Raw genomic sequence first — 25,801 nt, 5'->3', positions numbered from 1 at the left:
AAAACTATTCATGGGCTATTTGGACAGACTTCGCATACTGAGGGACTTTATAGACGAAGAGCCAGAAAACCCCTTCAACTATTACGCTTTGGCTCTGGAGCTTCGGGAAAAGGATGTCCAGGAGGCACAAAAGCTGTTCGATTTTCTCCTCGAAAAACACTCCGACTATCTCCCGGTCTACTTCCCATCCGCCCATTTCTATGCCGAGCTGGGTCAATTGGAGAAAGCGAAAGAAACATTCGAAATAGGGATCGATCTGGCTATCGAACAGAATGAACAAAAAGCCCAAAAGGAACTCAAAAACGCTTACCAAAACTTTCTGTTCGAGAACGACCTGGATTGAAGAATACCAAAATGGTGAATTTGGACTGCCCTTTGTTGAATTGACCGTCATTTTCCTAAATTGAAATTCTCAAAACCAAAACCAACATTCTGCCCATGATCACCCAGACAGAGATGCTTGCCCACTTTTTGCCCCTGATGGAAGCGCGGGGAAAACGTTTCAGAAAAAAAAGCCTCATCCGCGCCAAAAAAGCCGAGGCCGGCCTGCATGTCGTCACCCTCACCAGCGATGGAGTAGAAACGAAAAACACGGCCCAAAAGGGTGATTGGCTGGTGGAAAACCAGACTTCCGCCAAGGAAAGCTATTTGATCAAAGCGGAAACGTTCCAGAAAAAATACATCCTGCTCCACTCTCTGGGCGATGGTTGGGGCTGCTACCGACCAGTCGGGGAAATCTATGCCTACAACGTCTCGGAAAAAGACTTGGGGAAATTTGGGGCCACTGACATTATGGAGTTTCAGGCGCCATGGAAAGAGTCCATTGTCGTCAAGCCCGGGGATTTTTTGGTTGCTCCGACCGACAAAAGCGAGATCTATCGCGTCGCGAGGAAAGAGTTCTCAGAAACCTATGAGGAGATCAAGGGGTAAGGACGATTTTTCCAAACTGGTCGCCTGCTTTCATCCGGTCAAAAGCTTGGGCCGCTTCATCAAATTTAAAAACTCGATCGATCTCGGGGCGAATGTTCTTGGACTTCACAAAGCCGAGCATTTCCTGGAAATCGCGATCTGAACCCATCGTTGAACCCATGATTTTCAGTTGGTTCCAATAGACCTTTCTCGCCTCCAGCTTTCCCGGCAATCCCGTAGTCGCTCCGTAAAGTACGATTCTGCCCCCGGGTTTACAGGCGTGGATCAGCTGGTTGAGCGAATCCCCCGCTGCGCCGTCGATGATTACGTCAAATCCCCCAGTAGCATCCACCGCCAGATCGACCCAGCTAAGATCGAGGTAGTTGTAGACCTGCTCCGCTCCTAGGCTCCTTCCTTTTTCAAGTTTAGCATTACTGCTGCTGCTGACTGAAAGTTTTGCTCCTAAGGCTACTGCATATTGTGCGGCAAACTGCGCTACCCCTCCTCCGATGCCGGTCACCAACACTTGATCTCCCGCAGTCGCTTGTCCCTGATATACTAAGGCACGATAAGCGGTGAGGCCAGCCAATGGCAAGGCTGCCGCTTCCTCCCAAGAAAGATGTGCGGGTTTTTCATGGAGTCGATCCACCGGTATGGAGATAAATTCTGCCAAAGTCCCGTTTCTGGGCATACCCAGAATCTTAAAGTCCCTGGATTGCGCACGCTGGTCACTCCCCCAAAACATCGCGGGATTGATGATCACTTCCTTCCCGATCCAACTGGAATTTGCCGGATCCGCCACCTTCTCCACAATGCCGGCACCATCGGAGCCAAGGACTATCCCATCCGAAAGGTTGGGATAAAGTCCCTGGCGACACCACTCATCCCGGTGATTGAGCGCGGCTGCTTTGATTCGAACCAATGCCTCGCCAGCATTCAATTGCGGATCGGGCATAGCGGCTAATTCAATTTTCGGTTCGAGTTCCCGGTTTAGGATAATTCCTCTCATAGCGGCTAAGTCAAGTGGATTTATTTATACGGATAAAGATTCCATTAGCAATCTTAAAACCCGATTCCATGTCTAAGTTCTAGCTAATCAAAAGGGTGCAGGGCCACTGTCGCTTTTGAATACATCATCGATATCATCCTCGTTTGCCCGGCTGCTCAGCTTGATGGTTTGCCCACTGTCAAAAGCGGAAACGCCAGAAGCGCCAGAGGTAAACTTGTGTGAATAGGCGACCTCAGGGGACTGGCTTCCTCCATAGCTGATGCCCGAATCCAAATCTGAAAACTTGGTGTACTTGCCGATAAATCGGAGTTTCACGTTCTCCAGTGAGCCATTTCGGTGTTTGGCGATGATTACTTCTCCTACTCCAGCTGTAGAATTATTGTCTTCATCTTGGGTGATCCCATAGTATTCAGGACGATAAAGGAACATTACCATATCCGCATCCTGCTCAATAGCCCCGGATTCTCTCAAGTCGGACAGTTGGGGGCGCTTGTCTCCACCCCGTGTTTCTACCGCTCGGGAAAGCTGTGAAAGAGCAATAACCGGGATACTGAGCTCCTTGGCAATCTTCTTCAGAGCACGGGAAATACTCGCAATCTCCTGTTCTCGGTTTCCTCCCCCTCCGCCTTTGGTATCTCCTGACATCAGCTGAAGGTAGTCGATTACTACCATTTGGATGTCGTGCTGGGCTTTCAGTTTTCGGCATTTAGCACGAAGCTCCAAGATGGACAAAGCCGGCGTGTCATCCACGAAAAGCGGTGCTTTGGACAACTTGGCCGTCTTGTGCACCAGCTGCGCCCATTCGTGGTCGGCGAGGGAGCCCTTCTTGATTTTTTCCGAGTCCAATTCTGCCTCCGAGGAGATCAGACGGTTGACCAGCTGCACGGAGGACATTTCCAAGGAAAATATTGCCACTGGCCTGTTGTGATCGACCGCGGCGTTTCTCAGGGTAGAGAGTACAAAAGCCGTCTTCCCCATCGCGGGACGTGCCGCAATGATGACCAAATCGGATTTTTGCCAGCCGGAGGTCACGCGATCCAGCGCCGTGAAACCTGACGGCACACCCGTAAGACCGTCTTTTTGGTGCTTTTTTTCCTCCAACTCCTTGATTGCATCCCGCATGATCGAGCGCATGTCGGAGTAGTTTTTCCGGATGTTTTTTTCCGAAATCTCAAACAGCGACTGCTCCATCTTGTCCAGAAGCTCAAAAACGTCAGTGGTATCTTCAAAGGCGTCTTTTTGGATTTCGCCAGAAATACGGATCAACTCACGTTTGATGGATTGTTCGGTGATGATCCTGGCGTGGTATTCGATATTGGCGGCTGAGGCAACCTTGGAAGTCAATTCGGTGACATAAAAAGCGCCTCCAGCGATCTCCAAGGTTCCACTTTTACGCAACTGGGTAGTGACCGTGAGCAAGTCTATGGGCTGGCTTTCAGTGAAAAGATCCAGGATAGCCTGGAAAATCACTTTGTGCGAATCCTTGTAAAAGCTTTCCACCTTCAGGATATCGATCACGTTGGTCAGCGCATCCTTTTCCAGCATCAATGCCCCCAGCACCGCCTCCTCCAGTTCCACCGCCTGAGGCGGAATTTTCCCCATAAAACTCGTGGGATTGTCAAAAGTGGGCTTTTTTCGGATAATTCGGGGTTGGTTGGGATTTTCGGTCATGGAACAAATGTATCGGCTGAAAAGCAAGAGTTTTGAACAAGTTTTACAAAACTTATCAACATGTACTCCTCAGCAATAATCAAGCCCCTATCGGGGACTGTCTTTGAAATAAACACCATTGCGGTAGCCTCTAAACATGGAGCAGAGCATACCCCAGCTGGAGTGCCACAGAATCTCTGAGAGCGGGATTCCGACTACCGTCGCCCCCATGTAAGTATCGTCCAGCATCCCATAGGTGTCCCAAAAATGCGGAAAGAGGATCTGGAAAGTGATGTAATAGATCACAAGCGTGATCAGCATCACGGCTCCTCCCGAGATCAGGGAAATCCCGATCAGATCGGGTCGCTGTATCCATATGTAGATGGACAAAGCCAGAAAGGTCAAGAAGGTGGTATATCCAGAATGGATCTTGACCACGAAGGTAAAGAAGGTCAAACTTAGGCATCCTATCAGCCAGAGATAGAAGAAATCCCGGTTCTTGGCGGGAGTCTGGTAATCAAAATCAATTTCCCTTTTGGTAAAGGAAGAATGTATATAGCCCCCTACGCCAAACATGGCAAAACCAATGATAAAATCCTCTATTCCGACAATCCCCACACCAAACAAAGTCGGCGGCCGCCAGTAGTCGTAGAAATACCAAACCTCGGCCACTACTCCCATCAGCCCGCCTATCGCACACACTTTGACCATCCCTTTTTTCCAGGGGTTTTTCACATACACTACTAGCCAGGCTAGCATATATAGCAGGGAAAGGGTCAGGTAGGCGTACTTGTCTTCGAGCATTTTTTGGCAAATTCTGCCCGAAAATAGCCAAAAAGCCAAGCCCTCAAAAAAACTCCAAAATGAAAAAAGATTAGTCCCTGGGCAGCCGCTTTTTATTTTTAAGTTTGGCGGGTAAAGCAAATACCCCACTTTTCAACTATGAAAAAATACCACTTCATCGCCGTCGGTGGAGCAGTCATGCACAATCTGGCCCTTGCCTTGGTCAAAAAAGGCTATCAAGTAAGCGGCTCGGATGATGAAATCTACGAACCCTCCCGTACTCGCCTAGAAAAAGCGGGTATCCTCCCCTCGGCTTATGGATGGTTTCCAGAAAAAATCGCGGGAGACTTGGATGGTATCATCCTGGGAATGCATGCCAGAATCGACAATCCCGAATTGATCCGAGCCCAGGAATTGGGCGTTCCGATTTTTTCCTTCCCAGAGTTTATCTACAACCAGAGCAAGGATAAAAAGCGCATCGTAATCGCAGGCTCTCACGGAAAGACATCCATCACCTCCATGATCCTCCATGTCCTAAAAGACCAAAAGGTGGATTTTGATTATTTGGTAGGCGCTCAGATAGAAGGCTTCGAACTGATGGTGCGACTGTCCGATGCCCCGGTGATCATCATTGAAGGCGACGAATACCTCACCTCTCCAATCGACCGAACCCCTAAGTTTTTCCACTACCAGCATGACATCGTGTTGGTTAGTGGGATCGCTTGGGATCACTTTAATGTCTTCCCGGATTTTGAGGATTACAAAGTTCAGTTTTCAAAGCTCATGGACAATACTCCCGAGACCGGTCAGCTGATCTATTGCGTGGCAGATCCTTTGGTAAAAAAGGCAGCAGAGCAGACTTCGACCCTCGGTCAAAAGACGCCCTACAGCGCCCACCCTGCCGAAATCCGAAACGGTAAAACCTTTCTCAAAACTCCATCAGGCTCGGTGGAAATCGGGATATTTGGCGACCATAACCTACAAAACCTTCAAGGTGCACTGGAAATATGCAGAGCCTTAGGACTATCCAATACGCAGTTTTACCAGTCCATCCCCAGCTTTAAGGGTGCGGCAAAGCGTCAGGAGATATTAGTCAAAGGCAGGAACGGCATCCTCTTTAGGGATTTTGCGCATGCACCCTCCAAGCTGAAGGCAACCGTCAACGCGGTAAAAAACCAATTTCCTGAGCGTCGTCTCATCGCCATTCAGGAACTTCACACCTACTCGTCGCTCAATAAGGATTTTCTTCCCAATTATGCCAATTCCATGGAGGAAGCTGACCTAGCGCTCATTTACCTGAATCCTCATGCTGTAGCGATGAAAAAGCTGGAAATCATGGACGAGGCCACGCTCCGGGAAGGATTTAAAAGACCCGATTTGATGCTCTTTACCGACAGTACCGCGTTAAAAGAGTATCTTGAAACACAAAATTACGCCAATACGAACCTGCTGTTAATGAGTTCGGGAAACTATGATAACCTGGATCTCGAACCTTTGAAGGCAAAATTCAACTCTAATGAAGCTTAATCTGAGAAACCCCATTGCATTTTTTGATCTGGAAGCTACCGGTACCAATGTCGGCACAGACAGAATCGTAGAAATCTCCATAGTAAAACTCCATCCCGACGAGGGAAGGGAAATCTACACCAAACGCGTCAATCCCGGCATTCCAATACCCTTGGAAGCGTCACTTATTCACGGCATCTATGATAAGGATGTAAAAAACGAACCTGCCTTCAAGGATATCGCGCGCGAGGTACAGCAGTTTATAGGGACTGCCGATTTGGGCGGATTTAATGTATTGAAGTATGACATACCGCTATTGGTGGAGGAGTTTCTCCGTGTGGGCATCGACTTCGATCTGGACCACAGAAATCTGCTCGATGCGCAAAAGATCTTTTTCCTGATGGAAAAAAGAAACCTCAGTTCAGCCTACAAATTCTACTGCAACCGTACGCTGGAAAATGCCCACAGTGCGGAGGCCGACACCTTGGCTACGCTGGATGTATTCCAAGCCCAAGTCGAGCGGTATCAGGGAGAGGAAATCGAAGACCTACAGGGAAAAAAGGTGGGTATTTTCACCAACGACATGAGGAAAATCCACGAAATGGTCAATGAAAAAATGGTGGATTTGGCTGGCCGATTTGTCTTTAACTCCCAAGGTCAGGAAATCTTCAACTTCGGAAAACACAAGGGAAAAACCATCGAACAGGCCTTGAAAGAAGAGCCTGGCTATTATGAATGGATGATGAAAGGTGACTTCCCGCTAGACACCAAGCGTAAGCTTACCCAGGTTAAACTAAGAGGATTTGGTATGAAGTAGGCCAGTGAACAGCTTTCAGTAGGCAGTGGGCAGTATACAGAATTCTGCCTACTGCCTACTGGAAACTGCCTACTGCTTATAGTACTCCAGCGCTTTGGGCATGTTGGCATTGAGGCGCTCAATACGTCTGTTGGGCCCGGGGTGCGTGGACAAAAACTCAGGTGGAGCCTCTCCTCCTGCAGCGGACATCCTCTCCCAAAATACCGGCGCCTGACGCGGGTCATAACCGGCCATGGCCATGAAGATCAGGCCCATTTCATCGGCTTCCAGCTCGTGTTTTCTGGAGAAGCTCAGCATCCCCAATTCACTTCCCATACCCACAGACTGAAGTAAAATCTGCTCCATCATTGTCGGATTTTGGCCCAAGGCGGTTGAAAAAGCCGTCAAACCCAAGTTGATAGCCATGGCGTTTGACATTCGCTCTCTGGCATGCGATGCGACCGCGTGGGCAATCTCATGACCCATGACCACGGCAATTCCGGTTTCGTCTTTGGTGATCGGCATGATTCCGGTGTAGAAAGCCACTTTCCCGCCAGGCATACACCAAGCGTTCACTTGCTCGCTTTCCAAAAGGTTAAATTCCCACGCGAAGTCATCGACCAAGTCCTGATATCCTTCAGAGATCAAAAAAGATTCGACCGCGGCCGCCATTTTCTTGCCTACCCGGACAACCTTTTGGCCGTCCGCCGTTGCCGTCAGCGTTTTATCGGCGGATAATGCCTTTTTATACTCTTCGTTGACTAGCGGCTGGATCTCTTCATTGGAGACCACAGCAAGTGCGCTCCGGCCGGTGAGGGGTACTTTGGCACAAGAGTAGACCAATAGTCCCATCGCAAAAATTGAAATTATCTTTTTCATGGTGGATTGTTTTTAGGCTCAGAATTTCAAAAACGATACCAAGGTTCCGGAGCAAGGCTAATTTTAGTATTTTCGAGTAAAATCTCCCGCAATGGAAAGTCAACTAGCCGCCCCGCGCCTTTCTGAAGCCGCCCAAGCCTACCAACGCAAGATGACCAAGCCCTTGGTCTTTTGGTTTGCCATGCTTCTCAAACTTCCCTCGGCGATTTTTTGGAGACTAAAGATTGAAAAACTCGACTCGGAAAGCTGCGAGGTAAGTATACCCTATTCTTGGAGGACCCAAAATCCATTCAGGTCTATCTACTTTGCGGCGCTAGCGGGTGCCGCGGAGCTGAGTACTGGTGCGCTGGGGCAGTTGTCCTTGGCAGGCCGGGGTGCTTTCAGTATGTTGGTGGTAGACTTTCGGGCTGAATATTTCAAAAAAGCCAACGCCAAAATTACGTTTTCTTGCAATCAGGGGGTAGAACTCTTTGATTTGATCGAGAGCTTAGAACCCGGCCAAACAGGAAAACTGACGATAGTCTCGACCGGAAAAAATCCCTCTGGGGAAACAGTGGCAAAATTCTACGTCACCTGGTCTTTCAAGCGCAAAGCCTAATTACCCAGATAGGATTCAAGGCGGACAAATTCCTGTAAACTCGCCTCCACGCGCTCTTTTGGCCAATCCAGAAACTCGTGTTCCAGATGAAATTCGTTGAAGCGGACAATCATTTGGTCCCAATCCTCCCGATCCATACTGTAGGAGTCCATTAGCGCTTTTCGGATAGCTTCCGAATCAATGACTTCCAGGTATCCCTGTCGACGCCTGACCCACTCCAGCTTCTCCTCATATTTCCTCAGCTCTCTGTTTCTTTTGGTCAAAGAACTCAAAACCCCATACACCGCAAAACCAGGGGTAAGGTCAGCATTTTGCGCGATTCCTGCACTCACGCCGCTACTCAAACGGCGGGACTGCTCTGGCTCATCTTCAGCCAGGTATAGTTTGCCGTCTTTGAATCGAAATCGATACGGCTCTGCATCTACCTGAAAAGTCGGAAGCAGACGAGCTTGGTCCTGAATCTGGAGTAAGAGGAAACGATCCTCTCCCAAAACAACCTGATGATCAATAAAGCCCGGAAAACTGAGTCGAAGTGTGTCTCCTTCCGCTCCATCCAAGGAAAAGTACCCCCTGGAATTGGTGGTGGTGGTGCCCTTTCCAGTAATCCCGACGGTGACGCCCTCTAAGTATTTTTTGTCAAAAGCATCCAGCACATTGCCCGAAAAGCTGGATTGGCCATTCGCACAAAAGACGACGCTGAAGAAAATCAAAAGAAAAACAAGGGCTCTCATTTCGAATGCAAAATACCTCATTGCCAGATGGACCGGAAACCAAAGCCGTTAAAGTAACTTAAACACTATCGTGAAGTGGCAATGAAATCACCGCTTGCTTTCCCTATTTTCGCAGGATGAAATTCAGCCTGACCCGTATCGCTCCTACCCCTAGCGGATTTCTGCATTTGGGAAATGCCTTTTCCTTTCTAGTCACCAAGGCTTTGGCGGAAAAACATGGGGCTAAAATCCTGCTGCGAATCGACGACTTGGACAGGGAAAGATACCGCCCCGAGTACGTTGAGGACATCCTCGAGAGCTTGGATTTTCTGGAAATCAAAATTGACTTGGGACCAAAAAGCCTGACGGAGTTCGAAACTGAATGGTCCCAAATCCACAGGATGGGGAAATACGAAGCCGCTTTACAAACCCTGCGAGCAAGCGGAAAAGTCTTCGCTTGCGACTGCTCCCGAAAAAAAATCCAACAGCTGGATTCCTCCGGCTACTACCTGGGCCAGTGTCTAGATAGAAAATACGCTTTGGATAGACCAGAGACAGCCTGGAGAGTGGACACCCACGAATCCGATTTTGTGAAGTTTACTGAGTATCCCCAAAAAAAGACAAGCGAGTTGATCCCCAAGGATACGGCGTTCTATATCGTGAGAAAAAAAGACCGGCTTCCTGCCTATCATCTGACCTCGGTCGTGGACGATGTCCATTTTGGGGTGGATCTAATTGTAAGGGGAAGCGACTTATATAGCTCCACTGTGGCCCAGCTTGATCTCGCGAGAACAATCGGCGCCAATGAATTTTCTTCGGCCGTTTTTCACCATCATGGACTGATCAAAGGACCACAACGAGAAAAGCTTTCCAAATCAGAGGGAGCGACCTCTATCCAATACTTGAGAAAAGAAGGCAAAAAACTGCCTGAGGTCTTCGAACTCTTAGGTCAGTTGATGGGAGCAAAAATACCAGTGTCGGACTTCGCAAGTTTCAGAACCGCATTAAGCATTTAGAAAATGCTGGAAGATTTTTTCCCCAAAAAGAAAAGGTCCAAGCCGGTAAGCTTGGACCTTTTTAATTCTTTGTATTAGAAGAGTACACTTAATTCGGATGCTCTACATAGCGCTCGAAGAATTCGACAATCCTTCCAATCCTATCCATTCTTCGTAGAATATTTCCCGAGCGGGAAAGTTCGTGTCCTTCATCTGGATAGCGCACGTATTCTACAGGCTTTCCGAGAATCTTTAAGCTTTTGTAAAGCAGTTCCGACTGCCTTACACCCGTTCGGAGATCCACATCTCCATGGAAAATCATCAAGGGCGTTTGGATGTTTTGCACGTAGGTCTGCGGGCTATTGTAGTCCAGAATTTCTTTTACCCCCTCTTCCCAGGGATAGCCAAAGTAGTTAGGCACCAGTCTCCAGGCATTCCCCTCCCCCATGAAGAAGGTCAGATCATAAACTCCCCTCTGGGTAAGCGCAGCCTTGAAGCGATGGTCATGGCCGACGATCCATGCCGTCAGATAGCCTGCGTAAGATCCTCCAGTGAGGACCAGTTGATCTTTATCTATCCATTCGTATTCCTCCACTGCTTTGTCCAATGCCTTCAATACGTCTTTTGCGGGACCATCGCCCCAATCCCGGTAGTTGCCGCGCTGAAAGTCTTTGCCATAGCCTCCGCTACCACGCGGATTGGCGTAAACAATTCCATAGCCCCGGCCTGCCAACACCTGAAACTCGTGCCACATGCTGGATTCGCCAGGCCCCCACATGGCAGTAGGTCCACCGTGCATCTCCAGAACGGTCGGATATTCGCTCCCACTCTCCATGCCAAAAGGCGGCATCACCCAATAGTCGATTGTGAAGCCATCCTGCTGAAACTGGTGGGCTTCCGGCTCGGATACCCAGCGCTCAGCGAGCCAGGGTGTATTGAACTGGGTGAGCATTTTCTCCCCTTTTCCACTCAAATCAGACACATAAAGCTCACTGGGATCGGCCACTTTCGTCAAAGCGTACACAAGCTGGTCTCCATGAATGTCAAAACCGCTGACTCCGACCGGTCCAGAAATCACCTCGGTGGTCTTCCCACTGCCGACCTCGCTTTTGTATAGCGTCACGCCGCCTTGGTTTGGTCCAGCAAAATAGATGGCTTTGCTGTCGTCAGACCACTTCGCCCCTCCGACTCTTCTGTCCAACTTCTCGGTAAACCACTTGAGACCACTCCCATCAGGGTTTACCACGCCAATCAAACTCTGGTTGAAGGATCGGTCCTCGGTATTTTGACCCGACACCATGACCAACTTGCCATCAGGGGAAAAAGTGGCTTCTGAAAACCGGTGTTTATCCAGCGTGAGAAACACCGAGATAGACTTATCTGCAAGCGTGATTTTATAGATATCCGAGTCCAGCTCAAAAGTCATGTCGGGATGTTCTTCCGTTTTGACACTTGAGGCCAGGATAAAAGTCCCATCCGGTGACCAAGAGCCGCTGCCAAAATTCTGGTAGCCTGAAGTCAGCGGGGTGCTTTTTTTTGTAGCCACATCAACCATTCCAAGATGGCGGAAACTGATTTCGGTAGACAAACCACGCTCTCCTAGAAAATTCAGACGGTCGATGACTCTGGGATTGTTTTTGGAGGCATTTTTCGCCAGCCAAGCGCGAAGCTCAGCTACGCTTCCATCCATGTTGGGCTTAGTCTCTTCTTTTGCCAAGCCTTCCTTGATCGCAGCATAGTTGGGTTCATCCCCATAGCTACGACCCGGCCTGGGATTGGGCCAAGCCGGCTCTTCTTCCATGGCCCACAGCGGTGTCGAAAAGGAGAAAAGTATTTTCTTTCCGTCAGGAGACCAGACCGGCGAGGAAGCGCCGTTTTTCTCGGAAGTCAGGACCTGTGCCTCGCCCCCATCCAACGGTAAAATCCAGATTTGAGGCTTGCCTTCCCAAGCTTTTGTAAAAGCCAGACTTTTGCCGTCGGGTGAAAGAGCAAACCCCGAGAGGTCATAGCTGGGACTGTTGAGCACCTGCAGCTGTGCGGGATCAGAGAGCTTGAGTCTTACGACTTGGCTTTTATAGTCAAACTCTCCTTCTTTTCCGGCCTCCATGTAGCTTTTCACAAAAATCACCTGGCCGTCGGGCGTGATCTCCGGATCACTGACCGTCACGATTTTGGTCAAATCACTTAGCTGAACCGGCTTTTTCTCCTGTGCTACCGCATAAGTGAAGCAAAACAGGAAGACCGGCAAAAGTAAAATTCTTTGGTGTATCATAAATATAGGTCTAGTTGATGGTCTATATGATCTATTGAATCTAAGCCAAAGTGGTGGATGGGAAAAACATTTCGTGTGGGACCGGAAAATTCTTCCAATACAGGTGTATAATCCAGTTCTAACGGAAGTGAAACCAGGATTACCTGGCAAAGGTGTTTTCCACCATTTACCACTCAAACCAAAAATGGTTCAAGCGCGAGCACCTGAACCACTTGACAACCGAATAATCTCTATCAGTATTTAGCTGGTTGGTCAGGCGCCACCGCCGACTTCTGGATAAACTGGCGAATGTCTTCATTGGATGTCGCCAAATCTTCCGCACGTAAGTACATCATATGGCCGGAACGATAGCCTTTGAAATCGATCCTGTCCTTCATCTTCCCGTTTGGATCGATGTGCCAGGTGCTGTATTTGGCATTGAAGTAGTCTGTTCCCCCGTCATAGTATCCCGATTGAACCATGAGGTGGAGATATGGATTTTGACGCATCGCGGTACCCAAATCATAGCCAGTGGTTTCGTTGCTTCGATCCCAAGGATGGACGGGACCAAAGAGGTTGTAGGTCAGATCGGTGTTGAATTTGAGCGTATTCTTCGCATATATTTGGAATGCCGGAGCAAAAGCATGGTTCCAGCTAGTAAGCGCTGGATCAAAATCATACCGATCTCCGCCTTCCATGCGGTCAAATCCCTTGTAGCGGCTGTCGAGTCGGCCCACTGTCATGCCATCCCGCTCCCTCAGCAGCTCTTTCCAAAAAAAGCTGGTCGGTACCATCAGGTTATATTGCAATATGGCTTCCTTGCTCAATCCAGAATAGTAGGCCATTTTGGTGGCAATGGCATCCCTTTCGGTATCGGAAAGCATCCCGCCCTTGGTCATCGCAGGGAGAACCTCGTTAATTGCAAAAGGCTCCACGATCCCAAGGAGTTCGTCGAGATCTTTGCTTTGTAGATCGGCTGGTAAAGCCTTGTGATACCAAGCCGTCGCCGCGTAGTAAGGCCAATAATTTGCCATTTTCACTGGGCCCTCGCGTTCGATTCCCATATCAGTCGGGGATACCAAGATCACTCCATTGAAATACATCCAATGGGCATTTTGCAGCTGGGAAACTAAGCCAGCGACCCGCGTCGTACCATAGCTCTCCCCGATCAGGTATTTTGGAGAGGCCCAGCGATTCGCTCTTGTCACGAACGTGTTTACCCAATCAGCCAAATATTTGATGTCGGCATTGATACCAAAAAAAGTCGCCTTGGGTGTATCTTCTTTGATCATTCGGGAATAGCCTGTGTTGACCGGATCCACATAGACGATGTCTGCCACGTCCAGGATAGAATGTGGGTTGGACTTGGTGCCATAGGGCTGTACAGGATAGCCCTCATCGTCGATATTGAGGATAACTGGGCCTGTATAGGCCAAGTGCATCCAGATCGATGCCGATCCCGGACCACCGTTGAAGCTGATGACTAATGGGCGCTTGGCCTTGTCGCTTACGTCTGTCCTTTCGTAATAGGTGTAGAAAAGCGATGCGATTGGCTCTCCCTTCTCATCCCAGACTGGCTGGGTGCCGGCGGTAGCTTTATAGGGAACGCGCTTTCCCTTAATGGTGACCTCTGCGGTGGTTTCAACCTTGGTTTCAACTTCTATTTTTCGCTCTGTCTGCGACCAGGCGAATCCGTAGCACAAGAGCAACAACATGCTCAGGTAGATTTTCTTCATAAGGTGTGGTTTCTAAGTTTATTCAAAAATTAAGCAGGAATGCCGACTAGTCACAGCGCTTTTTACAGGAGCGGGCATTCTCACCGCTTTTCTCCGTTGCTTGACCCGATCAATTTGGCGATTACCACCGCAGGATAGAGAATCCCGGTCGTTGAAAGCATTACCGCCAGCATCTTGGACATGATGTTCACCGGTGTATAGTCCCCGAATCCTACCGTTGTAAGCGACACCAGACTGAAGTAGATGTAGGCAGAGAAGTCCTGATCCACACCGCGTAGTTCTTTGGCGGCGACCTGTCCTCCCACACCGGATATAGATGAACCAATGCCGATCTGAATCAGCTCCAAGGCAAAAGCCCCCAAAATTGCAACCAGAAGATAGACGTTGATCGCCCCAATGATTCGGTAAAGATTGATTTCATAGTCTCGAAATAAAAGCCTGATGTTCAGAAATATGAATACGATCATATTAAACAATCCCACGAGCCTCTCCAGGAAATAGAATTCGACCGGAAGCTCACTAAACCTAAGGATCCTTAGCACGAGTTGGGCGAAGAAAAGAAGGGTGGTGAGCATGACCAAAAACCTGTTGTCCGACGACCAGATCCCGGTAAAAAAGAGGAACATAAACACCACGTTGACAAAGAGCATACTGACGTGCTCATAGTCTATTAGGATGGGAAGTACAAAAACGGTAAAGACCAATGCAACGAGCAAGACCACGAAACTGGCGTCATTCAACCAGTAGTCCGTAATCCGCTTGATAACTTTTCTCACGCGTTGGGTTCTCGAAACCGGCCTTGACTGCATAGAATTCAGGAAAATTCCAGGGTTCCAACCAAAACTTTCACCGCACTACCACTGATCAGCACCCTATCGTCATGCTTTTCCAGCAGAAGTTCCCCACCACGAGTGCTCGCCTGAAAAGCCTTGAATTGGGTCTTACCCGTTTTTTGGTTCCAGTAATCAACCAGAGCGCAATGGACGAAACCAGTAACTGGATCCTCGTTGATACCCACGTTTGGTCCAAAGAAGCGGCTCACCATATCGTATTCTCCGTCACCCTTTGCTGTGATCACGAATCCGAGCTCGCTGTTTTCGGCGATTTCCCCAAAATCCGGAATAAACTCGCGAACGACCGTTTCGCTTTCCAGTTCAAAAATCCAAGTTCTCTTCAGCTGGGCAGCATGGACTATCTTATTGCCAAACAGCTCCGAGCTGAATCGAGGATGGGTATCGACAAAAGTCGGAATCAGGGGAAAATCCATTGTGAGCCTTCCTTCCGTATTTCTCACCCGCAACTCTCCGCTTCGAGTTTGGAAACGGATCACCTCCAGGCCGTCCGCCCAGCCTGTCTGTATCATCCAAAAAGCCGAAGCCAAGGTGGCATGGCCGCAAAGGTCAATCTCGACCGTGGGAGTAAACCATCTTAAGGAAAACAGCCCTTGCTCTCCGGTTCCCTTGACAAATGCTGTCTCGCTGAGGTTCATCTCCATAGCGATTGCCTGCATTTGTTGTTCGGAAAGATCGTCATACAGGAGGCAAACAGCCGCAGGGTTTCCGGAAAAAGCCCTTTCGGTAAACGCGTCAATAATTGCTATCGGAATCTGCATGGCTCAGTACCTTTCTTTGAGGATATTGATGTGATGGATGAAATGGCCTGGTATGATCCAAAGCAAGGATCTTGGGGAAATTGGGTTTCCGTTGGCGTTGCCCACATTGTCCAGCACCGATTCATCCATCGTCATAAGCAAGGTGGTCAAGGCCTTTCTTTCGGCTTCGAAATCGGCAAGAAGCAATTCGGTCGGAACCTTGGCATATCCTGCATTGACCACGTAGGGATCTTGGTCAAAACCTGGAAGAGAATTTTGGTCTCCCCGAGAAAAACAGAGCGCCCGGAAGGTCATAATTCGATCCGTGTCGATGATATGGCCTAGAATTTCCTTCGGCGTCCATTTCCCAAGTTCGTAGGCCAAGGTATCCCAACCCTTTTCTTTGGACTGGAACAGTTCACGTATTTCATTGACCTGGCGAAGTATCAGCTCCAAATAGTTCTCTTCGGAAACTTTGGAAATATAGGTGTGATAAAAAGAAGGATAAGTCCCGGTTTGGGGCAGTGCAAAGCTGTTCATATAAAATATGCTTGGGTTTAGGGCTATTCGGATAAATTTAGGGTTAAGGTTAAAACCAAACTACTATGCACAAAATTTTATTCACCCTTTTTCTAGTGCCCATCCTCTGGACGGCAGATGCCCAGACCGTTGTCCATAGAAATCCAGAAATCGAAAAACTGGTCGCAGAGGTGTCCTCGGATTCTCTCAAAAAATACATCCATGACTTGGCTGCTTTCAACACCAGACATACACTAAGCAAAGACGAAAAAAACGGGATGCCTGCAGCACAGCGCTATGTTTTGTCCAAGTTCAATTCCTTTGTGAATGCTTCAGGCGGTCGCATGACGGCAAAAATTGAAAACTTCACTATCCCGGCAGACGGACGCCGGATCACGGCAGACTCGGAAGTCGCCAATGTGATCGCTACGCTAAAGGGCGTCAACACTGCGGATGACCGTATTTTCATTGTCTCCGGCCACTTGGATTCCAGGAACAAAGATGTGATGGATGCTACCGGCGGCGCCCCGGGTGCGAACGACGATGGCAGTGGAGTTGCCGCCGTTATGGAATTGGCGAGGGTGATGGCAAAGTCGGAATTTTCCGCAACTGTGATGTTTGTCGCATTTACAGGGGAAGAGCAGGGACTAAAAGGCGCTAGCTACCTCGCTGACAAAGCCAAGGCTGAAGGATGGAACATCGCCGGCGTCCTCAACAACGACATTATTGGAAATAGCAACTCCTCGGAAACCCTCATCAGCGACAATACGAAGGTGAGGATTTTCTCAGAAACCATCCCCCTTGCGGAGACAGAACAGGAAGCTGCTGCCCGCAGGTCTTCTGGTGCCGAAAACGACAGCAAATCTCGGCAGCTTGCTCGCTACATCAAGGAAGTCGGCGAGCGCTACGTGGATCAAATGGAGGTCAAGCTGATCTACCGAATGGACCGTTTTCTCAGAGGCGGCGATCAAACTCCCTTTTTGAGGAATGGATTTGCAGCCATCCGCGTATCCGAAATGAACGAAAACTTCCTCCACCAGCATGAAAATGTAAGGGTGGAAAACGGCATTCAATACGGCGACCTCCCGGAATTCATGGATTTCGAATACTTGAGGAAAGTATCAGCTATCAACCTCGCCGCAGCGGCTTCGCTTGCAAACTCTGCCGGAGCACCCGAAGACGTCCGGATCAGCGTGCAGGGATTGAGCAACAAATCCACCTTATTTTGGAAAGCCCCAACTATCGGAAAAGTAAAAGGATACTATGTCTTAATGCGCGAGACTTCCGCGCCTATGTGGGAGAAAAAGTTTTTCACCACGGAGACCACACTGACCCTGCCCTACTCCAAGGACAACTATTTCTTTGCCGTACAATCAGTCACCGACGCAGGCGCGGAAAGTTTAGCGGTGTTTCCCCTGCCAGCTTCCAGATAAGGCAGCTGGGTTAAATTAAACCAATTTCAAATTCTATTCGAAAAGCTACGGCCGGGAATGGAAAAAGCCCCGATTTCGTTAAGTTTAAGTATCTAATTTTATCAACTATGAAACAGAAAGAAATCGTAACGCTTCAGCGTTCCCTGCTGCCGGATACCGAGGCTTTGCTCAATAAACAGGTGGAAATGGAAGGCAAATCCTCCGCATACTACCTCTCGATGGCTTCTTGGTGCCACATGATGGGCTATGCCAATGCTGCCAAGTACCTGTACACCCATGCGGACGAAGAGCGCATGCACATGATGAAGATCTTCCAATACGTAAACGAAGCCGGAGGGCACGCCATACAGCCGGAGATCACGGGCATCCGCCACAATTTCAACTCACTACGGGAAGTGTTTGAATTGATCTTGGAGCACGAAATCAAGGTGACCAAATCCATCAACAACATAGTGGACCATGCCTTTTCTGTAAAGGATTTCGCTACCTTCAGCTTTATGCAATGGTATGTGACTGAGCAAAGGGAGGAAGAGACCATGTCCCGCAGAGCACTTGAACTATTTGAAATCATCGGCGAGGAAGGCGTCGGACTCTGGACCATCGACCAAGAACTGGGCAAGCTGCACGCCGCAGCTGATACAGGCGCCTAGAACATCCGGGACATCAGTGGACTAAAAAGCCCCAAGACTTTATAGCTCTTGGGGCTTTAAACATTTGAATGAAAGATTCATCACTACTTGACCATACTCACATATTGCTAATTTTCAATACTTTAGATAGATATATCTCAACTATCGATTTTAGCATCCTCCACCAGTTTCACGGCCATCACTTCCTCCTCAGTCACATTGAAAAATTCCCGGTGGACATTGAATTCAGGTTCATCGCCCAATGGATGCTTGGCGACGTAGGTGCCGTCCTCCTGCATCACGTAGGAGTTGACATTGTCCTTAAGGTTGTAGGATAGGATATTCATCAGCTGCTTTTCGAGTAGAGGCGACTCCACCTTGAAGAGGGATTCCAGTCTTTTGTCAAAGCTTCTTACCATCATGTCCGCACTTCCCGAGTAGGTCCTTGTATTGCCATTGTTGTAGAAATGGTAGATTCTGCTGTGTTCCAGGAAGTCGCCTACTATGGAAAGGACCTGTATGTTTTCACTTAAACCAGGCCTTCCAGGCCTCAGGCAGCAAATGCCCCGCACAATGAGTTTGATGGTGACGCCGGACTGGGATGCGCGATACAGCGCATAGATGGTCTCGGAGTCTTCCAGTGAATTTACCTTGATAAAGATTCCCGCGGGTTGTCCGTTTCTCGCATTCTCCGCCTCTTCCTCGATGTACTGAATCAGCTGTTTTCGCATGTCGCGCGGAGCAGTGATCAGGTTGCGATAGGTACTGGGTACAGAATGCCCGGTGATGACATTAAAGAATTCGGAGACATCGTTGGCCAAGGTCTCATTGGTCGTCAGGAGGCCAATATCCGTATAGAGTCGAGCTGTGTCCTCGTTGTAGTTTCCGGAGCCGAGATGGACGTAGCGGGTGATTTCCGAGTCGTCCTTCTTCACGATCAGCAGCAGCTTGGTGTGGGTTTTCACGTTCGAAATCCCATAAATCACAAAGCAACCCGCCTTTTGGAGCCTCTTGGCCTCTCGGATGTTGTTTTCCTCGTCAAATCGCGCTTTGACCTCAAAAAGCACCGAAACGTGTTTTCCGTTTTCCGCTGCGCGGAGAAGCGTTTTGGTAATCCGGCTCTCCTTTGCCAAACGGTAGATAGTCATTTTGATCGCCATCACATCCGGATCGTCCGCTGCCTTCTCGATCAAATCGAGGATGGAATCGATGTTGTTGTATGGATGGTGGAGCAGGATATCCTTCTCCTTCAGTATCTCAAAGATATCCGCCGTGCCTTCCTCGGGATAGGACACCGGTTTGACGGGCTCGGGATTTTGGGGAAGCCGCTCGCGAAAGCGCTTGTTGCCGACGATCTGCCAAAGCCCGGTGAAGTCAATCATGCTGGATCTTTTGACCAAATAGACCGAGTCTGGCCGGAGGTTCCATCTTTCCAAAAGTGAATTCAGCATCCATTTGGAATAGCCCTCCTCGATTTCGATACGGACCACCCGCCCGGTTTTTCGCTCCATGAGCTTACGCTTCACCTCTTCGAGAAAATTCGCGTCCATGTCTTCACTTTCCTCAAGGGAAAAATCCCCGTTTCGGGTAATCCTGAACAAGGTGATGGATTCGATTTCCACGTTTCTGAAGAGAGAGACAATATTTTCCCGAATCACCTCTTCTATGGGCACGAGCGTCAGGGAATTCTCCCGCTCCAGTTCAAAAAACCGTGGGATGTTGGCGGGAATCTGCACAAAACTCATCTTGCGCATATCCTTTCGCTCCCCCGGACTGGTCGTGACCACACCGAACACGAGGAGCTTGTTCATCAGAATGGGAAAGGTACGATAGCCGTCATAGACCATCGGTGTCAGCATAGGATAGATGGCTTTGTGAAAATACTGCCGCACTTTTTCCTGCTCCTCAGCGGTCAGCTTCGATACATTGCAGACGGTGATGCCTTCCTCGTGAAGTCCGGGAAGAATCACTTTGGTAAAATGCTCGTGCTGATCTTGGTGAAATTGCTGGCAATCCTTCATCAGTTTTGCCTTGAAAGGATCTTCCCTGAGTCCGGAATAGTCTATTCGCTCCTTGTCATAGTCCAGGTAATTGTACAGTGAGCCAACCCGGATCATAAAAAATTCATCCAAGTTGGACGCTGTAATTGCCAGAAATTTAAGTTTTTCGAAAATTGAGCGGTGTGCTTTCTTGGACTGGTCCAGTACACGCACGTTGAATTTCACCCAGCTCAGATCTCGGCTGACCAGATCACTCTTTTGAATTACGGATTCGTATTTGTCCCCAACAGTCAACTTGTTCATACAAAATCAAAATAAAACTCGCATAGATATTTCGGGAAAATCAAAATTACTCAAAAAAAGGGGCCTAAAAAGCCCCTTTTTCGTTAGGTGTCGATCTTCGCGTACTTTGCGTTTTTCTCTATAAAATCCCGGCGTGGAGCTACCTCGTCGCCCATCAGCATGCTGAACAGGTGGTCAGCTTCGGCAGCGGACTCGATGTTTACTTGTTTGATTGACCTCACATTTGGATCCATCGTCGTCGTCCACAATTGCTCTGGGTTCATCTCCCCGAGACCCTTGTATCGCTGTATGCCCACACTATCCTCTCGGCCATCCTTCGCCATTTCGGCCGTCAAGGCCTTTCTTTCTTCCTCTGTCCAGCAATAACGCTCATCCTTACCCCGCTTCAAGAGATACAAAGGCGGCAAAGCAATGTACACATAGCCATGCTCGATCAGCGGTCTCATGTATCGGAAAAACAAGGTCAAGATCAGCGTGCGGATGTGGGATCCGTCAATGTCGGCATCCGTCATGATGATGATCTTGTGATATCTGAGTCCGGAAAGGTCAAGTTCCTTGTCATCGTTGGCAGTGCCAAACTTCACTCCAAGTGCAGTCAGAATATTCTTGATTTCCTCGTTGTCGTAGATTTTGTGCTCATGGGCTTTCTCCACGTTGAGGATTTTACCTTTGAGCGGCAGAATGGCCTGAAAATCCCGGTCTCGTCCCTGCTTTGCAGATCCCCCCGCCGAGTCCCCTTCCACTAGGTAAAGCTCACAGATAGTCGGATCGGAGTTAGCACAGTCGGCAAGTTTACCAGGAAGGCCTCCGCCTCCCAAGACGCTTTTTCGCTGGACCATCTCACGGGCTTTTCTTGCCGCATGACGCGCCTGTGCCGCAAGGATCACCTTGCCCACAATAGTCTTGGCTTCCTTCGGATGCTCTTCCAACCAGCTTTGCAGGGTATCTGAAACTGCACTGTCTACCGCACCAACGACATCAGAGTTACCCAGTTTGGTCTTGGTTTGGCCTTCAAACTGCGGCTCTGCGACCTTGACGGAAATAACGGCTGTCAAACCCTCCCGGAAATCGTCCCCGGAAACCTCCAACTTCAACTTGTCCAGCATCCCTGATTTGTCCGCGTAGGATTTCAACGTCCTTGTGAGGGCCCTTCTGAAGCCTGTCACGTGCGTTCCACCCTCGTAGGTATTAATGGTATTCACGTAGGAAACCACATTTTCCGCATAGGAACTGTTGTAGTTCATCGCTACTTGCACCGGCACTCCATTTTGCTCCGACTCGATATAGATTGGATAGTCGATGATTTTTTCCCGGGTCTCGTCCAGATACTGTACAAATTCTACCAGACCACCCTCGGAATAAAACACGTCCTCCTTTGGCTTCCCGTCCTCTACTTCCCTCAGGTCCGTCAGCGTGATCTTGATGCCGGCGTTGAGGAAAGACATTTCTCTTAGACGGTTGGCGATGGTTTCATATTTGTACTCCGTCGCGATAAAGATGCTCGCGTCCGGCTTGAAATGGATGATCGTTCCGCGTTTATCTGTAGTTCCGATCTGTCGTGCGGGATATTGGGGCACGCCGATCTTGAATTCCTGCTCGAAAATAACCCCATTGCGGTGCACGGTCGCTTTCAAGTCAGTGGAAAGTGCGTTCACGCAGGAAACGCCCACACCATGCAGACCTCCCGACACTTTGTAGGTGTCCTTGTCGAATTTACCGCCGGCGTGGAGTACCGTCAATACAACCTCCAAAGCTGATTTTTTTTCCTTTGGGTGCATGTCGGTTGGGATGCCCCGGCCATTGTCTTCAACTGTGATGGAATTGTCTTCGTGGACAGTGACGTGAATAGTGTCGCAGTGCCCGGCGAGCGCTTCGTCAATCGAGTTGTCGACTACCTCCCAAATGAGATGGTGGAGACCCTTGATGCCGATATCACCGATGTACATCGCGGGACGCTTTCTTACCGCTTCCAGACCTTCTAATATCTGGATGTTATCCGCTGAGTAATCCGCGGATTTCTTATCTTTTTCTTCACTCATATTTTTTGGAAAAAACCCTCAAAACGGGCTTAGAATGGTGATTTTGTCTTCAATTTTAGATTCCGCAAGTTAGGCAAAAAAAGTCACTTATCCCAGCTTCGCAGCAAAGTAGGTTTGGCACGTTTCCCCTGAAAAAAATCGGACGTAGCGGATGACTGCAATCAATATTGCCGGGTACTCAACATCACAAGGGTACACGCGGGTAGAACTTCGATGCCAGCTTCCTTGGCCTGGGCGAAAAAAGTGGGATTTTCCGTTCCGGGATTGAAAATAATCCGCTTGGGCTGTAGGCCCACCAAATAGTCTATCCACTCCTCCTGATGAGCAGGACCGATGTAGAGCGTGATGGTGTCGATGCCCTCTATTTCGGGCTTGGATCTCAGATCTACAATTTCACGCCCAAAAACTTCCCCCTGCTTGATGCCGATTGGTACGAAGTCTACTCCCCTCTCCGAAAACATTTTTGCAGCGAGATAGGCATATCGGGAAGGATCAGGCGTAGCGCCGACAAGAAGGGTCTTTTTCATCCTTGATGGTTTCTTTTCCCGAACGTCCTATCTCGGACAAATGTATCCATATGTCGGTGTTTCTTGCTTTCGTAAATGTCCGCCAGCGTGATCATGATTCCGGTTTCTTCCACATCGCCAAACTCGTCGTTGAGCGCGGTGCCGAAGGTTCTCATCGTTGGAGACAGGTTCATATAGGTATTGATCAGCGGGGGAATATTCTCACCAAGAGATCTGATCCTGCTATTAAGGAATTTATAGCCCTCTTTGTAGTCTAGGTTTTCAAATGGATTTGGTCGGGAAAAGATATCGGTTTCATACGTCAACCTTATATTTTCCTTTGGCTTCACGAGACCCTCATGATCAGGAAAGTAATGATTCATGAAGTAGAGCAATAAATCCCTTCCTTCCCGATTGTAGTGGGGATACATCGTCACCTTTCCAAAAAGATACTTAACGTCTGGATTGAGCAGCACGACTGCCCCCAGTCCGTCCCAAAGATTATCCAGGCTGAAGAGTCCTTTCCGGTTGTCGAGGCTAGGTTGGTACTTGGGCTGTACGAATGACCTGCCCAGTTCCAAGGTGTAAGGTATGTAATCTCGAACGAATGTCTCCGAAAAGTCGAAGAGATGGGTAGTGGAAAGATGAAGAGATCCGTCGGGATTGATGGCGTTTTTGCACATGATCACCCGATATCCAGCCACGATCTCCTCGTCTTCAGGGTTCCAAGTGATCAATTGATCGTAGCACTTTTCGCAGGTGTCATTTTCGTCCAGATCCAGCTCCATTCCCGTGCCGCCGCCAGCTGCACGGAAGGTCAATTCCCGCAATCGGCCGATTTCCTGCACGACATTAGGCGCATTATGATGGTTTACCAGGTATACCAAGTTGTCTCCATTGTTGGTATACCGGAGAAAACGCTCAGGAGTCAGTTCTCTTTTCAATAGACTGCGATCTACTGCTGATATAATCGGCATTTCACTATACATGTCCTTCTCCCAGTTTATATACCAAGCCCTTTATATATTCGGCCCATTGCATCTCTGTCTTTTCCGAGGTAAACGTATCGGGCGACAGAGGTTTTCCCACCCGAATTTCGACTTTTTTTCCTCTCTGCTTGTACATTTCGTCGACTAGCCAAAACATTTCGATATTGGCTTTGATGCCAATCTTCTTTCGCAAGTTGGCAAGATTGTAAAAAAACCCAGAATTCCTCCCTTCTATATGGCAGGGCAAAACATCCAGCCTGTATTTTTTCGCTTTCGAGATAAAGCTCTTCCTCCATTGCAAATCCCTGATCACCCCCTCCTGCTTTCTGGACACGAGTCCGGCCGGAAAAATCAACACCGCGTGTCCGTTGGCATAGGCTTCCTCGATCCTCAGGTTGGCGGTCTTGGAATTTGCCCCATGCTTGTTGACCGGTACGAAGATCGGCTCAAAATTGTCAAAGCTCATCAGGAGGTCGTTGACCAGGAAACGGACGTCCGGCCTGATCTTGCCCACCGCATGCATGAATGCTATTCCGTCCATTCCGCCCAAGGGATGGTTTGAAGCCAAGATTATACCACCCGATGCGGGGATGTTTTCCGCCCCGATTAGCTTTACGTCCATTCCGAACTCGGCGATCAAGGCTTCGGCGAAATCCAGTCCTTTTTTGTCCAGATGCTTGTTCAAAACCGAATTAAGCCACTCCTCATGGGTCACGCGCTTGATGTAACCCAGCAAAAATCCTGGCATCCATTTGAGGATTTTGGGATTCTTGGAATGGATGGCTTTTTCGATATCGATAAATTTCTTTGACATAGGGTCAAAAAATCGTGGAGCACAATTTAAAATCGAAGGAAAAACGGAAATTTTCACAACGGCTTGCTTCAAAAGTACAAAAAATAAGCCTTTGCCTACCGTCTGGGTAGGATATGGGAATTAGTTTCCTGAAAACCAACAACGTAGATTTTTGGCTTACCTACAAAGCTGAGAATAACGGCCAATACCGCCTTTAACTAGTCGTAGGGTAGCTTGCTCGCCGATTATATCTATTTTTGCCGCAATGAAAGAAACTATCCTCTCCCTCTGCCCCGGCCCTTGGAGCGACTATGAACTGATCGACACTGGCGGCTTCGAAAAACTTGAGCGCTTCGGAAAATTCATCCTCAGCCGCCCAGAGCCACAGGCTATCTGGGACAAGAGCCTCGCGGACTCAGAATGGAGAAAACTCGCGCACGCGCATTTTGCCAAGGAAAAAAACAACCCGGAAAAAGGACAATGGCAACAGCTCAAAGCTATGCCTCACAACTGGTCCATTGGCTATCAAAATGCCGACGGGCTGAAGCTGACATTGAATCTCGCCCAGACTTCCTTTAAACATATTGGCTTGTTTCCAGAGCAGGCGGTCAATTGGGATTATCTATATCGAAAAATCAAGGCTTTTCCCGGCCAGAAACCAAAGGTGCTAAACCTGTTTGCCTACACCGGGGCCGCTTCGGTAGCCTGTCGCGCCGCAGGAGCGGAAGTCACCCATCTCGACTCAGTGAAACAAGTTGTTTCCTGGTCCAAACATAACATGGAGTCGTCCAATCTGGACGGCATACGATGGATCGTGGACGATGCGATGAAATTCATCAAAAGAGAGGCACGCCGAGGAAATGTCTACCAGGGCATCATCCTCGACCCTCCCGCTTACGGCCGTGGCCCTGAGGGTGAAAAGTGGATTCTAGAGGAGCAGATCAATGAAATGCTCAAAACCTGCGCGGAAATCCTAGATCCCAAAGATCATTTTCTACTTCTCAATATGTATTCACTGAGCTTTTCTTCCCTGATCGCCGCCAACCTTATCCGTTCCAACTTTCGTAGGGTGGAAAACGCCGAACAAGGGGAACTTTACCTCGAGGAAAAGCAGGGAAAAAAGCTTCCCTTGGGCATTTTCTTCCGGTTCTCGAGTTTTTGACCTTGATTAAACAAT

The 25,801-nt window shown here is 48.9% G+C and carries 24 protein-coding genes; 9 read left to right on the top strand and 15 right to left on the bottom strand.

The window, feature by feature from the left end:
- Nucleotides 1-10: 10 nt before the first annotated feature.
- The gene (locus J0A67_RS06455) at nt 11-343 is read left to right on the top strand and encodes a tetratricopeptide repeat protein (RefSeq protein WP_206568439.1); all 333 of its coding nucleotides are present in this window, start codon (nt 11-13) and stop codon (nt 341-343) included.
- A 95-nt stretch (nt 344-438) separates the two neighbouring features.
- The gene (locus J0A67_RS06450) at nt 439-930 is read left to right on the top strand and encodes a hypothetical protein (RefSeq protein ID WP_206568438.1); all 492 of its coding nucleotides are present in this window, start codon (nt 439-441) and stop codon (nt 928-930) included.
- Here the strand turns inward: J0A67_RS06450 and J0A67_RS06445 are convergent.
- The 3 genes from J0A67_RS06445 to J0A67_RS06435 all read right to left on the bottom strand — a co-directional run bounded on the left by J0A67_RS06445 (nt 920) and on the right by J0A67_RS06435 (nt 4,372).
- Nucleotides 920-1,918 (bottom strand): zinc-binding dehydrogenase, encoded by a 999-nt coding sequence (locus J0A67_RS06445; RefSeq protein ID WP_206568437.1) that lies wholly within the window; start codon nt 1,916-1,918, stop codon nt 920-922. The two genes, J0A67_RS06450 and J0A67_RS06445, sit on opposite strands and share 11 nt — an antisense overlap.
- Before the next feature lie 87 nt (nt 1,919-2,005).
- Entirely contained in the window at nt 2,006-3,589 is a 1,584-nt protein-coding gene (gene dnaB / locus J0A67_RS06440; RefSeq protein ID WP_206568436.1) for a replicative DNA helicase, read from the bottom strand.
- A gap of 87 nt (nt 3,590-3,676) precedes the next feature.
- On the bottom strand, nt 3,677-4,372 hold the full coding sequence (locus J0A67_RS06435; protein ID WP_206568435.1) for a lycopene cyclase domain-containing protein: 696 nt from the start codon (nt 4,370-4,372) through the stop codon (nt 3,677-3,679).
- 138 nt (nt 4,373-4,510) lie between these two features.
- On the opposite strand from J0A67_RS06435, the gene J0A67_RS06430 reads away from it, so the two are divergent.
- Both J0A67_RS06430 and J0A67_RS06425 read left to right on the top strand, forming a co-directional pair.
- Nucleotides 4,511-5,878 (top strand): UDP-N-acetylmuramate--L-alanine ligase, encoded by a 1,368-nt coding sequence (locus tag J0A67_RS06430; RefSeq protein WP_206568434.1) that lies wholly within the window; start codon nt 4,511-4,513, stop codon nt 5,876-5,878.
- The gene (locus J0A67_RS06425) at nt 5,868-6,674 is read left to right on the top strand and encodes a 3'-5' exonuclease (protein ID WP_206568433.1); all 807 of its coding nucleotides are present in this window, start codon (nt 5,868-5,870) and stop codon (nt 6,672-6,674) included. The genes J0A67_RS06430 and J0A67_RS06425 overlap by 11 nt, the downstream gene beginning before the upstream one ends.
- A 69-nt stretch (nt 6,675-6,743) precedes the next feature.
- Here the strand turns inward: J0A67_RS06425 and J0A67_RS06420 are convergent, their stop codons facing one another.
- On the bottom strand, nt 6,744-7,532 hold the full coding sequence (locus J0A67_RS06420) for a M48 family metallopeptidase (protein ID WP_206568432.1): 789 nt from the start codon (nt 7,530-7,532) through the stop codon (nt 6,744-6,746).
- Between the two features lie 91 nt (nt 7,533-7,623).
- Here J0A67_RS06420 and J0A67_RS06415 point away from each other — a divergent pair, with 91 nt between their 5' ends.
- Complete coding sequence (locus J0A67_RS06415; protein WP_206568431.1) at nt 7,624-8,130, top strand: DUF4442 domain-containing protein; 507 nt, start codon at nt 7,624-7,626, stop codon at nt 8,128-8,130.
- Here J0A67_RS06415 and J0A67_RS06410 read toward each other — a convergent pair.
- Entirely contained in the window at nt 8,127-8,861 is a 735-nt protein-coding gene (locus J0A67_RS06410) for a hypothetical protein (protein ID WP_206568430.1), read from the bottom strand. The two genes, J0A67_RS06415 and J0A67_RS06410, sit on opposite strands and share 4 nt — an antisense overlap.
- A gap of 116 nt (nt 8,862-8,977) precedes the next feature.
- Here J0A67_RS06410 and J0A67_RS06405 point away from each other — a divergent pair, with 116 nt between their 5' ends.
- Entirely contained in the window at nt 8,978-9,856 is an 879-nt protein-coding gene (locus J0A67_RS06405) for a glutamate--tRNA ligase family protein (RefSeq protein ID WP_206568429.1), read from the top strand.
- Nucleotides 9,857-9,944: 88 nt separating this feature from the next.
- Here the strand turns inward: J0A67_RS06405 and J0A67_RS06400 are convergent, their stop codons facing one another.
- The 5 genes from J0A67_RS06400 to J0A67_RS06380 all read right to left on the bottom strand — a co-directional run bounded on the left by J0A67_RS06400 (nt 9,945) and on the right by J0A67_RS06380 (nt 15,953).
- Nucleotides 9,945-12,107 carry a S9 family peptidase gene (locus J0A67_RS06400; protein WP_206568428.1) on the bottom strand — a complete coding sequence of 721 codons (2,163 nt, stop codon included), beginning with the start codon at nt 12,105-12,107 and terminating at the stop codon, nt 9,945-9,947.
- 233 nt (nt 12,108-12,340) lie between these two features.
- Entirely contained in the window at nt 12,341-13,822 is a 1,482-nt protein-coding gene (locus J0A67_RS06395; protein ID WP_206568427.1) for a S10 family peptidase, read from the bottom strand.
- 80 nt (nt 13,823-13,902) lie between these two features.
- A complete protein-coding gene (locus tag J0A67_RS06390; RefSeq protein ID WP_317195048.1) occupies nt 13,903-14,598 on the bottom strand; it encodes a potassium channel family protein in 696 nt (231 codons plus the stop codon).
- A 38-nt stretch (nt 14,599-14,636) separates the two neighbouring features.
- Entirely contained in the window at nt 14,637-15,434 is a 798-nt protein-coding gene (locus J0A67_RS06385) for a PhzF family phenazine biosynthesis protein (RefSeq protein WP_206568425.1), read from the bottom strand.
- 3 nt (nt 15,435-15,437) lie between these two features.
- Nucleotides 15,438-15,953 (bottom strand): DinB family protein, encoded by a 516-nt coding sequence (locus tag J0A67_RS06380; protein ID WP_206568424.1) that lies wholly within the window; start codon nt 15,951-15,953, stop codon nt 15,438-15,440.
- 65 nt (nt 15,954-16,018) lie between these two features.
- Between J0A67_RS06380 and J0A67_RS06375 the strand changes: the two genes are divergently transcribed.
- Nucleotides 16,019-17,365: a M20/M25/M40 family metallo-hydrolase gene (locus J0A67_RS06375; RefSeq protein WP_206568423.1), complete on the top strand. Its 1,347-nt coding sequence runs from the start codon at nt 16,019-16,021 to the stop codon at nt 17,363-17,365.
- 107 nt (nt 17,366-17,472) lie between these two features.
- Complete coding sequence (locus J0A67_RS06370) at nt 17,473-18,015, top strand: ferritin (RefSeq protein WP_206568422.1); 543 nt, start codon at nt 17,473-17,475, stop codon at nt 18,013-18,015.
- Nucleotides 18,016-18,152: 137 nt separating this feature from the next.
- On the opposite strand, the gene ppk1 is transcribed toward J0A67_RS06370, so the two are convergent.
- The 5 genes from ppk1 to glsA form a co-directional block, all read right to left on the bottom strand.
- Nucleotides 18,153-20,297, bottom strand: coding sequence for a polyphosphate kinase 1 (gene ppk1 / locus J0A67_RS06365; protein ID WP_206568421.1), 2,145 nt, complete (start codon nt 20,295-20,297; stop codon nt 18,153-18,155).
- Nucleotides 20,298-20,380: 83 nt separating this feature from the next.
- Nucleotides 20,381-22,336 (bottom strand): DNA topoisomerase (ATP-hydrolyzing) subunit B, encoded by a 1,956-nt coding sequence (gyrB, locus tag J0A67_RS06360; RefSeq protein ID WP_206568420.1) that lies wholly within the window; start codon nt 22,334-22,336, stop codon nt 20,381-20,383.
- 161 nt (nt 22,337-22,497) lie between these two features.
- Nucleotides 22,498-22,863: a CoA-binding protein gene (locus J0A67_RS06355; RefSeq protein ID WP_206568419.1), complete on the bottom strand. Its 366-nt coding sequence runs from the start codon at nt 22,861-22,863 to the stop codon at nt 22,498-22,500.
- Nucleotides 22,860-23,831 carry a glycine N(alpha)-acyltransferase GlsB gene (gene glsB, locus J0A67_RS06350; protein ID WP_241265075.1) on the bottom strand — a complete coding sequence of 324 codons (972 nt, stop codon included), beginning with the start codon at nt 23,829-23,831 and terminating at the stop codon, nt 22,860-22,862. The genes J0A67_RS06355 and glsB overlap by 4 nt, the downstream gene beginning before the upstream one ends.
- A complete protein-coding gene (gene glsA, locus J0A67_RS06345) occupies nt 23,824-24,645 on the bottom strand; it encodes a lyso-glycine lipid O-acyltransferase GlsA (RefSeq protein WP_206568418.1) in 822 nt (273 codons plus the stop codon). Before glsA ends, glsB begins: the two co-directional genes overlap by 8 nt.
- 244 nt (nt 24,646-24,889) lie before the next feature.
- Between glsA and J0A67_RS06340 the strand changes: the two genes are divergently transcribed.
- Nucleotides 24,890-25,786, top strand: a complete 897-nt coding sequence (locus tag J0A67_RS06340; protein ID WP_206568417.1) for a class I SAM-dependent methyltransferase — start codon at nt 24,890-24,892, stop codon at nt 25,784-25,786.
- The last annotated feature ends 15 nt before the right edge of the window (nt 25,787-25,801 follow it).

It is taken from the genome of Algoriphagus aestuariicola (assembly GCF_017254835.1).
GTDB lineage: Bacteria > Bacteroidota > Bacteroidia > Cytophagales > Cyclobacteriaceae > Algoriphagus > Algoriphagus aestuariicola.
This window is presented reverse-complemented; position numbering and strand designations above follow the sequence as displayed.

Excerpts from the sequence above, each read along its gene's own strand:
- J0A67_RS06455 (WP_206568439.1), top strand. The coding sequence starts at position 11 with ATGGGCTATTTGGACAGACTTCGCATACTGAGGGACTTTATAGACGAA.
- J0A67_RS06450 (WP_206568438.1), top strand. The coding sequence starts at position 439 with ATGATCACCCAGACAGAGATGCTTGCCCACTTTTTGCCCCTGATGGAA.
- J0A67_RS06445 (WP_206568437.1), bottom strand. The coding sequence starts at position 1,918 with ATGAGAGGAATTATCCTAAACCGGGAACTCGAACCGAAAATTGAATTA.
- dnaB (WP_206568436.1), bottom strand. The coding sequence starts at position 3,589 with ATGACCGAAAATCCCAACCAACCCCGAATTATCCGAAAAAAGCCCACT.
- J0A67_RS06435 (WP_206568435.1), bottom strand. The coding sequence starts at position 4,372 with ATGCTCGAAGACAAGTACGCCTACCTGACCCTTTCCCTGCTATATATG.
- J0A67_RS06430 (WP_206568434.1), top strand. The coding sequence starts at position 4,511 with ATGAAAAAATACCACTTCATCGCCGTCGGTGGAGCAGTCATGCACAAT.
- J0A67_RS06425 (WP_206568433.1), top strand. The coding sequence starts at position 5,868 with ATGAAGCTTAATCTGAGAAACCCCATTGCATTTTTTGATCTGGAAGCT.
- J0A67_RS06420 (WP_206568432.1), bottom strand. The coding sequence starts at position 7,532 with ATGAAAAAGATAATTTCAATTTTTGCGATGGGACTATTGGTCTACTCT.
- J0A67_RS06415 (WP_206568431.1), top strand. The coding sequence starts at position 7,624 with ATGGAAAGTCAACTAGCCGCCCCGCGCCTTTCTGAAGCCGCCCAAGCC.
- J0A67_RS06410 (WP_206568430.1), bottom strand. The coding sequence starts at position 8,861 with ATGAGAGCCCTTGTTTTTCTTTTGATTTTCTTCAGCGTCGTCTTTTGT.
- J0A67_RS06405 (WP_206568429.1), top strand. The coding sequence starts at position 8,978 with ATGAAATTCAGCCTGACCCGTATCGCTCCTACCCCTAGCGGATTTCTG.
- J0A67_RS06400 (WP_206568428.1), bottom strand. The coding sequence starts at position 12,107 with ATGATACACCAAAGAATTTTACTTTTGCCGGTCTTCCTGTTTTGCTTC.
- J0A67_RS06395 (WP_206568427.1), bottom strand. The coding sequence starts at position 13,822 with ATGAAGAAAATCTACCTGAGCATGTTGTTGCTCTTGTGCTACGGATTC.
- J0A67_RS06385 (WP_206568425.1), bottom strand. The coding sequence starts at position 15,434 with ATGCAGATTCCGATAGCAATTATTGACGCGTTTACCGAAAGGGCTTTT.
- J0A67_RS06380 (WP_206568424.1), bottom strand. The coding sequence starts at position 15,953 with ATGAACAGCTTTGCACTGCCCCAAACCGGGACTTATCCTTCTTTTTAT.
- J0A67_RS06375 (WP_206568423.1), top strand. The coding sequence starts at position 16,019 with ATGCACAAAATTTTATTCACCCTTTTTCTAGTGCCCATCCTCTGGACG.
- J0A67_RS06370 (WP_206568422.1), top strand. The coding sequence starts at position 17,473 with ATGAAACAGAAAGAAATCGTAACGCTTCAGCGTTCCCTGCTGCCGGAT.
- ppk1 (WP_206568421.1), bottom strand. The coding sequence starts at position 20,297 with ATGAACAAGTTGACTGTTGGGGACAAATACGAATCCGTAATTCAAAAG.
- gyrB (WP_206568420.1), bottom strand. The coding sequence starts at position 22,336 with ATGAGTGAAGAAAAAGATAAGAAATCCGCGGATTACTCAGCGGATAAC.
- J0A67_RS06355 (WP_206568419.1), bottom strand. The coding sequence starts at position 22,863 with ATGAAAAAGACCCTTCTTGTCGGCGCTACGCCTGATCCTTCCCGATAT.
- glsB (WP_241265075.1), bottom strand. The coding sequence starts at position 23,831 with ATGTATAGTGAAATGCCGATTATATCAGCAGTAGATCGCAGTCTATTG.
- glsA (WP_206568418.1), bottom strand. The coding sequence starts at position 24,645 with ATGTCAAAGAAATTTATCGATATCGAAAAAGCCATCCATTCCAAGAAT.
- J0A67_RS06340 (WP_206568417.1), top strand. The coding sequence starts at position 24,890 with ATGAAAGAAACTATCCTCTCCCTCTGCCCCGGCCCTTGGAGCGACTAT.